Source organism: Paraburkholderia sp. BL10I2N1, from assembly GCF_004361815.1.
GTDB lineage: Bacteria > Pseudomonadota > Gammaproteobacteria > Burkholderiales > Burkholderiaceae > Paraburkholderia.
Genome location: NZ_SNWA01000002.1, coordinates 2,368,009 through 2,382,012, shown reverse-complemented (window position 1 = coordinate 2,382,012; position 14,004 = coordinate 2,368,009). Strand labels below are relative to the sequence as shown.

Sequence of the window (14,004 nt, the reverse complement as noted above, 5' to 3'; positions counted from 1 at the left end):
TCGACCCGGTTCTTTCAGGAAGCAGATGCCCTGTTCACGTACACCTCGGCCTCCTGCACGCCCTTCGGCAACTGGGGCGAGAAATGTCGACCGTTTACCTCATCGAGCGCGACTGCGAGCGCCCCAAGCAGTCCCGCCCTTTTGCCCAACAGACATGCCTCAATTGGCACCGGGCAATCCATCAGTTGTGCCAACCAATATCTGACCCGCTCCAGCAGCTCAGGCCGTCCGCCGATACCACCACCCAGTATGCAGAGCTCCGGATCGATCACCGTCGCCGTTGCTGCGATCGCCGTGGCGCAGCCCTGCGCGACCTTATCGATGACCTTTTGGGCGCCTGCATCGCCTGACGCGGCGCGTTCAAATATTTCCGGCACTCCCTCAACCGGGCTTCCGCCAGTCTCGCTGTACAGGCGCAGGATCGCCTGACCGCTCGCTACCGTCTCGAGCGCACCGTGCTGCTTGATCTCTGGACCGAGATCCTCGCTAACGACTGGCATGTAACCAATTTCACCAGCCGCACCACGGGCACCCCGCCACAACCTGCCGTCCAGAATGACGCCCATCCCGATACCAGTTCCCACCGCAACGAAAATGAAACTCTCGTGGTTCTGCCCACAGCCCTGCGAGAGTTCCCCGACCGCAGCCAGATTGACTTCATTCTCGAGCAGCACAGGCACGCCCAGGACGCCGCGCAACGTCGCTTCGAGGTCGCCCGGCAAGGCAGGCAGGTTCGGCGAATGATGCACGGTGCCTGTCTTGCGATCCACCACACCTGGCACACCAACCACTACCTGCAATAGCTTGCCGCGTTCGATGCCACGCTTTTCAAGCAGCTCGCCAAGGCCTAGCGACAACTGTTCTGCCGCGCGAGCACCACCTTCCTTCAGTGGTACACGCGTTTCCTCGATCAATACCCCCGATACGTCAGCGATGCCGAGCTTGAGCCGCGTTCCTCCCATGTCGGCGACCCCGACATAACCGGCCTCGGGATTCAATTCATAGGTCACGGCCGTACGTCCAAGCTTGCCCTGTACGCTGCCGACCTCGCGTACCCAGCCCCGGTCCTCCAGCATCGACACCAGTTCGGAGACCGTCTGCTTGGACAGGCCGCTCAGTTTCGCGACCTGAGCCCGTGATATCGGCCCGTGTCGCACGATGTAGTCCATCACGACCTGACCATGCAGTTGGCGCCCCACCGCCGACGTCGACAACACCCCACCCATGTCCAGCTCCCTATCCCGGGCACCACAGAAAGCAGTGCCACCACATTAGTTCCGCTTCAGAACGAACTAGACCATGTCCATATATTGCAGTCAATAGGTTTAGATCCGACTCAGAACTAAATGTTTTACATCATGCAGCTACTTACAACGTTGGCGTACAAAAGAGGGCACGCTGCTGCTGCCACGCGTAGCCCAAGGCGGTCCCTCCGCGCGCTTGGAATCATGCCAATGCGTGCAGTTCGAGGACTCCAGCTCGAGAAGTTCAAAATCGGCAGCCTTGACCGTCTGACCGGATTGAAATCACCCGCTGACCAGATTGCAAAACGCGAAATCGCCCTTACGCGTTTGATGCCGGGAAGTCGCCGCTAGCAGAGCGAACCCGGGCAGGAGAAGACCACGGGCAGACGGATCGCCCCCGCTTCGTCATCACCGGAACGAACTCGAGCAGTCGTATGGGGACAGGGAAGCCCACTGCGCGTCAGCCTGAGTGCGCCTCGATGCCGGATATGGGCCTTTACCAATCAAAAGGTCATTTGATTGTCAACTGGCTGCTCGCCGAGATGCGCCGGGATAGCCCTTCGCTATCGTGGTTGTCTTTTCTATCTGTAATGCATTTCGCACGGGGCCAACGAGCGTCACCGCGCAGTTTCGCCGTCACACTGATGCTACGGGCGCTAATCTCCTTGTGCATTTCCGAAGGTGGCGCGGACCTTCTGGCGGACCTCGCGATTCCGCAACCGCAGCGCCGAGAGCCAGGTCGCGCTCCCATTCGTCATTTCAATTACTTCCTGTTCAATGGATCAAGGCAACTGGGCGCGCATCGCACGCCTGCGCCCAGCCTTGCAGGGAAAGAACTGATTCTAAGGATCAGCAGCGGGCGTTGCTTGACTTGGCGGGTCATATACTTAACATCTGGGGACAGCACGGGAAGACCCTGATGCCCAATCTGGTTCGTAGCGCAAGCCTGACTCACTTCGCGGAAATTGCTCGTGCGTCGGGCCTGGACCCTTATCGACTGCTTGCCGAAGTGGGGCTGCCCGCTGACAGCCTGCGCGAAGTCGATCTGAAAATTCCCGCCGAAAAGGTGGCGCTGCTGCTTGAGCTGTCTGCCGAACGCAGTCGCGTTGAGGCGTTTGGACTGCGTATGGCAGAGACTCGACGGGCGTCGAATCTGGGACTGCTTGCCTTTCTGATTCGCGACCAGCCGACGTTACGCCATGCACTCAACGCGATTGAGCATTACGCACATCTGCACAATGAAGCACTCTTCCTGGGTGTCGAAGAGGAGGGGAATGTGGCCATCATCCGCGAGGAATTCCTGGCGGGCCATAGGGTGCCCGTGCGGCAGGCGCGCGAACTCGCACTCGGCGTCCTGTTCCGCGTGTTACATTTTTTTCTTGGTGAAGACTGGCGCCCGAAAGCGGTCTGCTTTGCACACGATGCACCGCGGGACCGCGCCGTCCATGTACGTGTCTTTGGGCCGACCCTTGAATTCGGTCATGCGTTTAGTGGCATCGTTTGCGATATCCAGGACCTTGATCTGCCACTGCCCTCGGCTGATCCGGTCATGGGCCAATATATCCGCCGCTATCTTGGCAGCATAAATGGGAAGACCAGCATACAAAGGTCGGACGAAGTAAGGCAACTGGTGTCCCTGCTGCTACCTTCAGGACGAAGCACAATCGACAATATTGCGCGGCAGATGGGGATGAGCCGTCGTACCGTGCATCGACATCTCGCTGCAGAAGGCACAACCTTTTCCTCAATCCTGGATGAAGTGCGAAGCGAACTGGCCCTTCGCTATCTGGAGCGCGCTCAGCGACCGATTTCCGAAGTCTCCGGCCTGTTAGGCTTTACAGAGCCAAGCGCCTTTTCACGCTGGTTCCGAACCACGTTTGGGTGCAATCCAAGCCGGTTCCGCGCATCGAGAGAGAGCCATACGCGATACATCTGAGTTCGAGGACGGCAGGGTCATCAGTGGAGAGCGACGATGTCGCGCGCTAAGTGCTTTTCCCTAAGCCGGACGAGCCGGAACCAAACAGGTAGTACGATGCGTAGCCATATAGCCAGCCGATGCCGAAGTGAACCATGAAGGCCGATCTGATTGAGCGTTACGCGGCGAATTTGCACGGCGTGCTGTCGTGCTTTGACCGAATCCTGATCACGGGCACGCTGCCCGGCGCGTGCTACGCAGCGGGCATGACGAGTTTTCTGAACGCCAACGGCATTCGCCTATTCGACTACGCCAGGTTCGCCGAACCGCTGCGCGAACGCATCCGTGTGCGCGCGCAAGAGGTCTGCGCTGCCGCCGGCATCGAGATTGAGCACGTCAACAAGAGCCACATCCGCAAGGAAGATCTGGTGGCACGCGTGCTGCAGGGGCGTGGCGATGCACCCGGGCTGGTGCACGTCATCTCGGCGATGGAGGCCTGCCCGAGCTACAAGCCGTGGCACGACAAGAGCAGCGGCAAGACCTACCTGCGCCCCGAGACGGGCAAGTGTCTGCACTACTACTTCTACTTCATCGATGACGAACTCGGGCTGTGCTACCTCAGGGTCCCGACCTGGGCACCGTTCGGCTTGCAGTTCTACTGCAATGGCCACGGCGCCGTGGCCCGTGCGCTCAAGCGCGAGGGCATCGGGTTCGTGCAGGCCGACAACGCCTTTTTGCGCATTGCCGATATGGACCGTGCACAGGCCATCGCCGACGCGCTGAGCCCCGATATGCTGCATGAGCGACTGGACCGCTACGCGCAGTGGCTGTGCCCGGTGCTCGACGTGTTCGGCCAGACCTACCACTGGAGCCTGCGGCAGGCCGAGTATTCCACTGACCTGATGTTCCGCAGCCAACAGACGCTGGTGCCGCTGTACGACGTGCTGTCGCGTCAGGCGGTGCTGGCCGCGCACGCCGGGAAAGTAGCCGGCTTCCTGGGCAAGAAGGTCACGCCGCAATTGGCGCAGGAGATCGGCTCGCGGCTGTCCACCCGCATCGAGGGACGCTGCATCAAGCACCATATGGGCGTTGCCAGCGTCAAGGTTTACGACAAGTTCTCCCATGTGTTGCGGATAGAAACCACCATCAACGACGTGAGCTTCTTCAAACACCACCGCAAGGTGGAACACAGGAATGGCCAAAGCACCTACGAACTCGCAGCGTTGAGGAAAACCATCTACAGCCTGTTCGACCTGCGCGAGATCATGCTGGGCTGCAACCAGCGCTACCTCGCGTTTTTTGTCGAGTCTGGATGACCCCAGCGCAGGTGAGCGCGACCTTCAACGTTTGAGCTGTCACGGATCGCCGTATAGGAGCCATTTGATCATCGGCGCATAGGCGCCAGCACAGGATCGGCGTAATGGCGCCACCCGATGATCGGCGTATAGACGCCACCTGCGCCATGTAGCAGAACGCGGTTCGAACTTTCCCAACTGGGTACGCTTCGCTCTTTTCTGAGCGGAGCGCCCATGGCCAACCGGAGGTTCGAATTGTTTGAGTACCGCCAAGTCCTTGTCCGCATGCGGCAAGGCGATTCCGACCGCGACATCGCGCGCGTCGGGCTAATGGGCCGCAAGAAGCTCACCGCCGTGAGGCGCGTCGCCCTGGAGCTCGGCTGGCTCGATCCGGCACAGCCGCTGCCGGAAGACACCGTGATCGCCGGACGCTTCGGCCGCACGCCACACCTGCCCAGCACCTGCGTATCGACGCTCGAACCCTTTCGCGAGCAGATTACCCGCTGGTTCGAATCCGACGTCCAGGGCACGACGATTCACAGCGCCCTCAAACGCAACCACGCCTACACCGGCAGCTACTCCGCGGTGCGCCGCTTCCTGACGCATCTGAGCGCCGGACGCAGCGTCGACGCCACAACGATCCTGGACTTCCCGCCGGGCGAATAATCGCAAGCTTGCGATTACTCGCCTAATGGGAAGCGCCTCGTAATAAGAAGGAAATGGCCGGCGTCCCGGAATTTTCTGGTTGATAGGACGCACGACCTTCTCATTATGGGCGCATGCTTTTCACAGCGATTCGAGCCAGGTCAGCAGCTCCGGATTCCGCTTCCATCGCGGCGGTCGACCGGGCTTCGTTGATGGATCGACCTGCTCGAGCGCTTTTCGCTTGGTATCCAAATTAGCGCGAGCATAGTGATTGGTCGTATCCAGTCGCGCGTGCCCGAGGTAGCTACGGATCACCGTCACGTCGACACCGGCAGCGACGAGCTGAACTCCGACACTGTGACGCCACGTGTGCGGCGTGATTCGCTTTGTCGCGAGCGATGGCACGTGCCGCGAAGCTGACTGAACGTACTGCCTGAGCTTGAAGCGAACCCCGGCTGCACTGAGCGGCTGGCCATATCGGTTGACGAAGATAGGCTCGTCATCCGTACGCGGTTGTCGCCTCAGCAACGCCTTGATTACGGCAACCGTTTCCGGCCACAAGGGGCAGACACGACTCCTGCGTCCCTTGCCGAGCAGCTCTACTTGCGCGGGAGATTCAAAACGGATGGCTCGTGGGCATACATCCAGCGCCTCCTGGATTCGTGCTCCCGTGTTGTACAGGAATGCGAGCAACGCGTGATCCCTCTGTCCTTCCGGGCTCGATCGGTCGGGTTCTCGAAGGACCGCCGCGATTTCGTCGGCATCCATGTAGCACATGGCAGGCCGCGATCTCTTCTTGACCGGGATATATGCGATCTCTGCGCATTGCGCGATCACCAGCGGCTCGCGATGGGCGACGAAGGTAAAGAAGCTATGGATGGCGGCAAGTCGACAGTTGCGCGTGCCGAGGGACACCTTCCTGTCCTTCTCCAGATAGTCGAGGAACTCGATCACGTCGCTGGCCTGCAGGTCCGCGAGCGACAGTTGCGCGATCTCCCGTCGCCTCCGGCCGGCTGCAAATTGGAGGAACATCTTCCACGTGTCGCGATATGACCATACCGTATGATGGGAGAGATTCCTCTGCTTGCCCATCCATTCATGAAAGAATGCGTGCAACAAACAGGCGAGTGAATTCGGTTTCATACCACACCATCCTTCGTCTGGAGAGCTGCTGCGCCATTCCTGCGGAAGCGCTCGCCGGCTTCCTGCAGCAATTCTGGTGTGATGTTCAGATAGACCAGCGTCGAGCGGATGTCTTTGTGTCCGAGGTACGTTGCGAGATAGGGAAGCCTGGATTGCGGGTCGATTCCCGACTTGTACCAGTCGCGCATCCGATGCCCTACCATCGTATGTCGCAGATCGTGAACTCGCGGCCCGACTGCTCCGTGCGCGGGTTTGATGTTCGCAAGTCGCAGGACATCCGTCAGAACAAGCCGTATGCCACCCACTGTGTAGCCGCGGTTTCGCTGTGGACTCCAGAACAGTGGGCTCTCAGGATTCGTTGGAGTACCGGCTTGCTCACGCATGTCAAGATAGTTCTGGAGCACTGTCATGACTCCAGGGGCCAGAGGCAAGCGACGTCGCTTGAAAAACTTCGTCTCACGGATCTCGAGAGTCTGCTCACGCAGATCGACATCGCCAAGCACCAGACGCGCGACCTCGCCTCCCCGAAGACCGGCGCAGTAGGCAAGCATGAGCATTGTGAAGAGGGTGACAGGACGCCACGGTGCCTTCGGCGAGGGATACAACAGCGCCGCCTGCAGAATGCGCTGTATCTCATCGTCCGTGTAGAGATAGGGGGATCGCTGCTGTTGTCGAGCCGCACGAGCTACTCCATCGCCGATGGACAGGACCGGCACCCGCGGGTCGATCCGGTGCATCGCTTTCGACACGACGCGGCCTGTTCTCCGAGCTTCGAACAAGTGGTACGGTGACGGTTCTTCCTGACTCCAATGTTCGACGAGTTCGGCCAACGTAAGCCCGGCCAGCTCAGGATGGTATTGCAGGAAGCGATCGAAGCGCAGCAGTCCCTGCTCTTCGGTGCGATAGCGATAACCGAGGACGCGCATGTGCTCATCCATCACTATTCCAAGGAAACTTCCGAAGCGAGGGAGCCGGCGCTGTTTCTGGAGTGCTGCGTCGCCATCCTCACTGACGAGGGCTCGAACGATCGGCGTGGTGCGCGGGCCGTACTGCCGATGTAATTCGGAAAATGGGTTTGACGCGATGAGTCCATGGTCGTGCAACCACTGGACATATCGCTCGATCAGGAAAGTTCGGTGATAGAGGATGTGTGCCTGCCACTTGAGACTGTGTTCCTTCAACCATTGCTGCACAATTGAGACGTCCGGTGAAGTAATCGCACCGCGGCTCGCGAGAAAGCTGTTGAAGTTGCACAGGAGGCCCGCATAGTTCTTGTGCGTGGCCGGATGACGAAATCGTTGCTCCCGCAAAAATTGCTCGACGGATGCTGCATCGATGAACGGTAAGTCAGTCATGGCAAAATTCCTCCTGGCAGATCGAGTCCGATGGTTCTCAGATCCTCGGTCGCGAGCTTCAGATACTCTGCGGTCGCCGCAGCAGACGTGTGACCCAACATGTCGCCGATGATCTTGAGCGGCACACCAGATCGGAGCAAGCTCACAGCGCGTGCGTGGCGAAACGCATGGGGGCCTTTCCTTCCTTGCGGAGTGACTCCGGCTGCTCGCAGACGAGCGCTCGTGACACAGTTGAGGATCGATCCATTCTTGAACGGGCGGTGCGGCGCCTGGATACGCAGGAACACCTCCCGATGTACGCTTGACGGGCGCGCCTTCTCCACGTATCGGAGCACGGCTTCGCCCGGGTCGCGTAGCAATGGAAGCTCGGAGGAGGTTCCGGTCTTTGAGTGGCGCACGCGAAGAACATCCCGCCTCCAGTCGAGGTCGTCCAGGCGCAAATTGACGACTTCCGCGGCCCGCAAGCCGTAGGTCGACAACAGGATCAGGATGGCGTAATCGCGCAGACCGACTGGTGAGAGATCCTTCCGAGTCACCTCGAGAACGCGCTGCACTTCTTCTGGTCGAAGGGCGGCTGGAATGTCTTCGTGCTCGTAGATGTGCGGCCCAATCACTGTGCCACTAAGATCGATGGCCGTGAGGCCTGTGCGCCACAAGTGGCGAACGAAATCACGGAGGCAGACGGTTCGATCTCCGATGGATCCGCGCCGTAGTCCGTCACAACATTGCTTCAAGTACGCGTCAAGGTCGCAAACACTCAGATCAGCAAGCCCCTGCTGGTCTGCTCTCTGCCCGAGTGAAGTTAGGAATTGCAACGCATGCTTGGTGCGCTTGGCTCGTGTCAGTGGGTGCAGACCACGCAGGTCGCGCAACCACGTGTCGTAGTCCTTGACGATATCGCGATGAAAAACTTCGAGCACGGTGCGTGGTGGGTCCGGAACCGGCCATGCTCCATGCACAAGACGAAGCATCATATTGATGGCACCGGTGTATCGATGTCGCCATTTCTGAAACGGTGGCAACCTGCTGTACCGTTTCCGCGAGAGCCGATATTGCCCGCGCAAGAACCGCGTCACGTGCCCCGAACGAACGGTTTCGATCGACAGTCCATTACGGTTGCAGTAATCCAGCAGCTGACGTACGCGAGCCGGATACCACTGCTGGACTCGTTGGGAATACCCCTCGGCCCTCAGATGAGCCAGCAGTTTCTCGATCAACATCTCATCAGTTGATAGCGGAGCGTACATGGGAACCTCCTCGGACATGACCAACCCTGAGGATGCCACGTGCCCCTAATGGAAAGCAGAATCGCGGAAGAATGCGGACTGGCCGGGAACTCGCCAGTGTCCTTCCGATTACGGCCTCCTTCAGATTAGCCGACGCTGCACAGGTCGACTTCGGCGCCGGCCCGGCGCTTGCGCACGAGTCCGGACAGGCGCTCAAGACATGGTTCTTCGTCATGACACTGTGCTGGTCGCGTCATCAGTACGTCGAGCTGGTGTTCGACCAGACGGTCGAGACGTGGCTGGCGTGCCACCGCCGCGCCTTCGAGTGGTTCGGCGGCTGCCCGGGCCGGATCATTATCGACAACGCGAAGTGCGCGATCGTCAGGGCCTGCACGTATGACCCCGAGGTTCAGCGCTCCTACGCGGGCCTGGCTGAGGGGTACGGTTTCAGGATCGATGCCTGTCCGCCGCATGACCCGCAGAAGAAAGGCGTCGTTGAGTCGGGCGTCAAATACGTCAAGAAATCCTTCGTGCCGCTGCGCACGTTTCGCGATCTGGCGGACGCCAACCGGCAGTTGCGCGAGTGGATCATGCAGGAAGCCAGCGTCCGTGAACACGGCACGACACGCGAACAGCCGCTCGTGCGTTTCGCCATCGAGAAGCCGTTGTTGACGGCGCTGCCCGATGTGCCGCCGGTGCTTGCCGCGTGGTCCACGGTCGCCGTTCATCGTGACGCGCACATCCAGCATCACAAGGCCCTGTACTCGGTGCCGTTCGCCCTGGTTGGCAAGACGCTGTGGCTGAAGGCGACCGACACGGTCGTGCAGCTGTTCCATCAGCATGATCTCGTCGCCACCCATCCCCGGCTGCGCAAGCCCGGCGCGCGCTCCACCGTACGCGATCACCAGCCGCCGGCGGCGCAGGCGTGGCTCCAGCACGATCCGCAATGGTGTCTGACTCAGGCCAAGGAGATCGGCCCGTCCTGCCATGCGCTGATTCTGGCGCTGTTCAACGATCAGGTGCTCGTCAACCTGCGTGGTGCGCAAGGCATCGTGCGGCTGCGCAGCAAGGTCGGCGACGCCCGGCTCGAGGCCGCCTGTGAACGCGCGATGGCGCATGCCAGTCCCAGGTGGCGAACCGTCAAGACCATCCTGGATAAAGGTCTGGAGAGCCAGCCCATCCCCGCGTCCTCCCAAACGCTCACCGACACCTACGTCAACGGCGGCCGCTTCGGTCGCGACCTTCAATCTCTGCTGATCCATTAAACCGCCCATGAATCCCAGTCCTGAACTGAACACGACCCTCAAGCAACTGCGCCTGTCCGGCGTGCTCGACTCGCTCGAGCAGCGCAACCGGCAGGCCATCGACGGACAGCTCGCATACACCGAGTTCCTCGCGATGCTGCTGCATGACGAAGTCGCCCGCCGCGACCAGAAGAAGCTCGGCACCCGGCTCGCCCGTGCCGGCTTCGCAATGGGCAAGACACTGGAGACGTTTGACTTCGACCGCCTGCCTAACCTGAACCGCACACACATCCACGATCTGGCCACCGGCCGCTATATCGACGAGAAGGTCGCGATCCTGATTGCCGGGCCAACCGGCACTGGCAAGTCGCACCTGGCTCAGGCACTCGGCAATTGCGCCGCGCGGCAGGGGCGTGATGTCGTGTTTGCCACGCAGACCAAATTGCTGAACAGTCTGCAGGCAGCGCGTGCGACCGGCACCTACGAGCGCAAGCTGAAGCAGCTTGCAACGGTACCGGTGCTGATCGTCGATGACTTTGCCCTCAAGCCGCTGCGCTCGCCGCAGGATGAAGACTTCCACGATCTGATCGCGGAAAGGTACGAGGCCGCCGCGACGATCCTCACCAGTAACCTGGACTTCAGTGAATGGGGCGAGGCATTCGCCGGCAACCGCATCCTCGGCGCCGCGACGCTCGACCGTCTACGTCACGGCGCCTACCGCATCGTGCTCGACGGCGACAGCTTCCGCACACCCAGGCCGATGCCCGAAGCCGACCACACGCGTCTTGCGAAATCGGCTAAAAAAACGCATCCTTGAGTCCGTTCGAATCCGCGTTTTACTCCACTTCCAGCTGGCGCCATTACGGCGATCATCCCCGGCGTCATTACGCCGATCCGTGACACTGATCCATTGCGTGACGACGTAGAACCCGTTGGTCGGGTCGCCACCGATACCGGATGTCATCTCGAATCCGTTGTACTCGTAAGTGCGTTTATCGTCTATCAACTCGTCTCCCGTCATGTGGAGGGGATCGCAGCATGACGCAACGCCTAATATTTTTTCAGCGGCACGATCGTGCTCGTTCTTCTATGCAAAGACGTGCATCTTAACGTCGTCCTCAAAGTCGACCGTCCGATGGGTACCGTTGCCGCCATCGTATTCGCGGCTTACGACACCGAACTGAACAGTGATGGCCCGCTCGATGAATTTGATTTCCCCATCGCCGACCAGCTCTTCCCTGAAAGTCACCTTGAACATTTCAGGGGCAAGGTCCGCATCCAGGCAATTTCGGAAGTCTTCCTGTTCACTCGCAGGCAATTGATCGAAAGTTTTGTCTGCCATGACTGCCTCCTTCATCGATTTCGGCGCTTCGGTGGTTGCCGGGGCTCAGAGGGCCACTCTGTGAAGCTACTGCAAGTTGTACCGTTTGCGCAGCTCGTTAATGATCTCAGCAGCCGCAGACATAGCGATGTCTCGCACATCTGCATCTCTCCTGTCGCGATGCAGGTGACTGATGTTCCAGTTGCAACCTTCAGAGTCTTCTGCGTGTTCGTGGAGTCCCGTCGGAATCCATCCCGCTGTGCTTGGGTTGGCGTCGAGCGCCTGTACCACGATCCCAAGGAGCTCCTGCTCAGTTTTAAGTTCACGCGGCATGTCGGTCTCCACCTTCATTCTCCGGGAATCGATGCGAGATCCTCAATCCCAGTTCTCATCGATCCACAAGATCGCCCAGGCGCGCGCGCAAGAGATCGCGCCGGGTTCATCGACGAACGGATCAAGATCGCTCGAATCGTGCGTGGCTCCGTAATCTCCGCCGCCCAACGACCCTCGTGTGATTTTCGCTCGCGCTACGCATCTGCGATCCGCCGTGTGACGCGTGCGGCACTCGATATGACACTACTTGTGGTCGAACTGCATGGCGGTCACTTTGCAGGCCAGTCTGCCGGCCGCCCCCCGATAGTCCATTCGTTCGGTGGATCGCCATCTGCCGTGTTCTGGTACAGCCAGTTGCCGCAGACGGTGCAATTCCAGTTGCTGCTGACCTTCGTCATATGGCTCGGCGGCCCGAATGCACTGGCGCCGGCAGCCGCAAGGTCACCGTGTGGCGGCACGCTGGATGGCTTGCCAACCAGTTCGCGACAGGCATCGCACGGTTGCACATCTGTCTCCCACGAATTATTTCGAATCGTAGCACGCGGCCTAAGCGGAGTTCGCATCACTGAATATCCGAATGATCCCCGTGAATCCATCGAAAGCGATACGTGGGCACACGACTTTATACAGGGCACCGCTCTTTGCCGGCAGGATTGGCATTCGGTGTTCGATGATGCTGAGGGCTAGGGATGGCTGCGGCCATTGTGACTGCTCGGTGCGGATGAAACTGAACATCACCTTACCCAGGAGCTGGCCCAGCAGATCGATACCCCGGCGAAAGAACGGCGTATGTCGGGATCTGCGTTCCTCGCGCTCGCTGCCGCGCACGAAATGGCAAACGCGTAGCTGATGATAGTCCGCCCCAACGGACAAGTCATTGGCTGTTTCGGCCCGCTGTTCAACTCTTTTTTGAACTTAATTAATCGCGTTTCCCGGGCCAAATTGATATGACCATAGTTGGCCGCTCGGCGGATCGGTGGTCTTTGCAGTACAACGGAGTTCGTAACGAACCGACAGCAAACCGAGAACAACCGCGACGAGGCCAGGCATCGACTCAGCGGCGCGCACAGCAGGTTGAGCACGGCAAGCGCAAGCAGGCCGAAGCTCAAAACAACGGCGCCGAACATAAATCTCAACCGCCCAATGCGCCTCAAACCACGGGACAGCGCGTCTGATAAGAGTCAGTCGCGGGACTGCCGACGAGCAGTCAGCAGAAGCCGGCCACGCGCCGGCTTTTTTTGCCTGGCGTACGAAAAACATCGCCGGAACCGCAACGGAGCCGGCTGACTGGTTGTGTCGCAGGAAGGATAGGTGAGCGAGCCGAGACGAAAGCCCTAGAAATGCTTACATCGCAAGGTCGCAGAACTGCTGGGCGCTCCGGCCCACCGCCAGTCTCCATCTGTCCTCTCGCTATCATGCGCATGAGTTCGATGCCACTCAAGATGATGTGGGCGCAGCGAGAGTTCTTGAAACCCGGCATTGGTCGGACAATGCGTTTGATCGCTCGATGGCCCTGTTCGACGCCGTTGTTCAGAAACTTCGCTTGTCGAATTTTGATTGGCGTCGCAAAAAACCAGAAAAACAGCGCACCTTAATCCCACCGTTCGTCACGCACCTGAACGACACCGGCCTCGATCCGCACCGGAAACACCACCACATCCTCATATGCCGGCGGCGCCAACACCTTCCCCGTCCTGATGCAAAACCGCGCACCGTGGCGCGGACAGACGACCACGTCGCCTTCCACCGTGCCGCCCGTCAGGCTGCCACCGTCGTGCGGGCAGATATCCTCGATTGCATAACACGTGCCGTCGACGTTGAACACCGCAACCTGCGCGCCATCGACCTCGACGCTGCGAACAGCCCCGGCCGGAAAATCCTCGATCGCGGCGACATCGACCCAGTCGGACATGTCAAAGCATCCCTAATTGGAGGCGTGCAGCGTCCGACATCCGGTCTCTCGACCACGGCGGTTCCCACACCAGTTCGACGTGCACGTCGTTCACACCGTTCACTGAAAACACCGCGTCCTCGACCGTCGCCGGAAAAGTCTGCGCGACCGGGCAACCAGGCGCCGTCAGCGTCATGCGGATCTCGACGCGGCCTTCAGTTTCGTCCACGTCAAGACCGTAGACAAGCCCCAGGTCGTAGATGTTGACCGGAATCTCCGGGTCGAACACGGTGCGCAGCGTGTCGATCACGCGTTCTTCAAGACGCTCTGTTGTTGCGCCGCTGGCAGGTTGTGCGGCCTCAGCGCGCTTCAGCCAGTCGAATGTGCTCATC

Annotated in this window: 11 protein-coding genes and 3 pseudogenes; 6 read left to right on the top strand and 8 right to left on the bottom strand. The window is 59.9% G+C overall.

From position 1 onward, the window contains the following. Window positions 1-14 precede the first annotated feature (14 nt). Entirely contained in the window at window positions 15-1,226 is a 1,212-nt protein-coding gene (locus tag B0G77_RS32900; RefSeq protein WP_133666012.1) for an ROK family transcriptional regulator, read from the bottom strand. A 937-nt stretch (window positions 1,227-2,163) separates the two neighbouring features. On the opposite strand from B0G77_RS32900, the gene B0G77_RS32895 reads away from it, so the two are divergent. From B0G77_RS32895 to B0G77_RS32885, 3 genes and pseudogenes are all read left to right on the top strand, one after another. After that, entirely contained in the window at window positions 2,164-3,180 is a 1,017-nt protein-coding gene (locus B0G77_RS32895; protein ID WP_133666011.1) for an AraC family transcriptional regulator, read from the top strand. A 134-nt stretch (window positions 3,181-3,314) separates the two neighbouring features. Further along, window positions 3,315-4,475: a hypothetical protein gene (locus B0G77_RS32890; protein ID WP_133666010.1), complete on the top strand. Its 1,161-nt coding sequence runs from the start codon at window positions 3,315-3,317 to the stop codon at window positions 4,473-4,475. Window positions 4,476-4,709: 234 nt separating this feature from the next. Further along, window positions 4,710-5,054 (top strand): annotated as a pseudogene (locus B0G77_RS32885) (IS21 family transposase); the annotation flags it as partial. Window positions 5,055-5,240: 186 nt separating this feature from the next. On the opposite strand, the gene B0G77_RS32880 reads toward B0G77_RS32885, so the two are convergent. The 3 genes from B0G77_RS32880 to B0G77_RS32870 are packed head-to-tail and all read right to left on the bottom strand — an operon-like array spanning window position 5,241 to window position 8,844. Then, entirely contained in the window at window positions 5,241-6,242 is a 1,002-nt protein-coding gene (locus B0G77_RS32880; RefSeq protein ID WP_133666009.1) for a tyrosine-type recombinase/integrase, read from the bottom strand. Beyond that, window positions 6,239-7,597, bottom strand: coding sequence for a tyrosine-type recombinase/integrase (locus tag B0G77_RS32875; RefSeq protein WP_133665990.1), 1,359 nt, complete (start codon window positions 7,595-7,597; stop codon window positions 6,239-6,241). The genes B0G77_RS32880 and B0G77_RS32875 overlap by 4 nt, the downstream gene beginning before the upstream one ends. Further along, window positions 7,594-8,844 carry a site-specific integrase gene (locus tag B0G77_RS32870; RefSeq protein WP_166656319.1) on the bottom strand — a complete coding sequence of 417 codons (1,251 nt, stop codon included), beginning with the start codon at window positions 8,842-8,844 and terminating at the stop codon, window positions 7,594-7,596. Before B0G77_RS32870 ends, B0G77_RS32875 begins: the two co-directional genes overlap by 4 nt. 101 nt (window positions 8,845-8,945) lie before the next feature. On the opposite strand from B0G77_RS32870, the pseudogene istA reads away from it, so the two are divergent. Together istA and istB are read left to right on the top strand one after the other, a co-directional pair. Then, window positions 8,946-10,088, top strand: a pseudogene (gene istA, locus B0G77_RS32865) (IS21 family transposase); the annotation flags it as partial. Between the two features lie 7 nt (window positions 10,089-10,095). Further along, complete coding sequence (istB, locus tag B0G77_RS32860; RefSeq protein WP_133666008.1) at window positions 10,096-10,884, top strand: IS21-like element helper ATPase IstB; 789 nt, start codon at window positions 10,096-10,098, stop codon at window positions 10,882-10,884. Between the two features lie 270 nt (window positions 10,885-11,154). Here istB and B0G77_RS32855 read toward each other — a convergent pair whose 3' ends face one another. Beyond that, window positions 11,155-11,409, bottom strand: coding sequence for a hypothetical protein (locus tag B0G77_RS32855; RefSeq protein WP_133666007.1), 255 nt, complete (start codon window positions 11,407-11,409; stop codon window positions 11,155-11,157). Between the two features lie 60 nt (window positions 11,410-11,469). On the opposite strand from B0G77_RS32855, the gene B0G77_RS43560 reads away from it, so the two are divergent. Further along, complete coding sequence (locus B0G77_RS43560) at window positions 11,470-12,408, top strand: hypothetical protein (RefSeq protein ID WP_166656320.1); 939 nt, start codon at window positions 11,470-11,472, stop codon at window positions 12,406-12,408. Window positions 12,409-13,114: 706 nt separating this feature from the next. Here B0G77_RS43560 and B0G77_RS32835 read toward each other — a convergent pair. From B0G77_RS32835 to B0G77_RS32825, 3 genes and pseudogenes are all read right to left on the bottom strand, one after another. Further along, window positions 13,115-13,285 (bottom strand): annotated as a pseudogene (locus tag B0G77_RS32835) (DDE-type integrase/transposase/recombinase); the annotation flags it as partial. Between the two features lie 27 nt (window positions 13,286-13,312). Further along, window positions 13,313-13,633: a non-heme iron oxygenase ferredoxin subunit gene (locus tag B0G77_RS32830; RefSeq protein ID WP_133666005.1), complete on the bottom strand. Its 321-nt coding sequence runs from the start codon at window positions 13,631-13,633 to the stop codon at window positions 13,313-13,315. 1 nt (window position 13,634) lies between these two features. Further along, window positions 13,635-14,003 carry an SUF system Fe-S cluster assembly protein gene (locus B0G77_RS32825; RefSeq protein WP_133666004.1) on the bottom strand — a complete coding sequence of 123 codons (369 nt, stop codon included), beginning with the start codon at window positions 14,001-14,003 and terminating at the stop codon, window positions 13,635-13,637. Window position 14,004 lies beyond the last annotated feature (1 nt).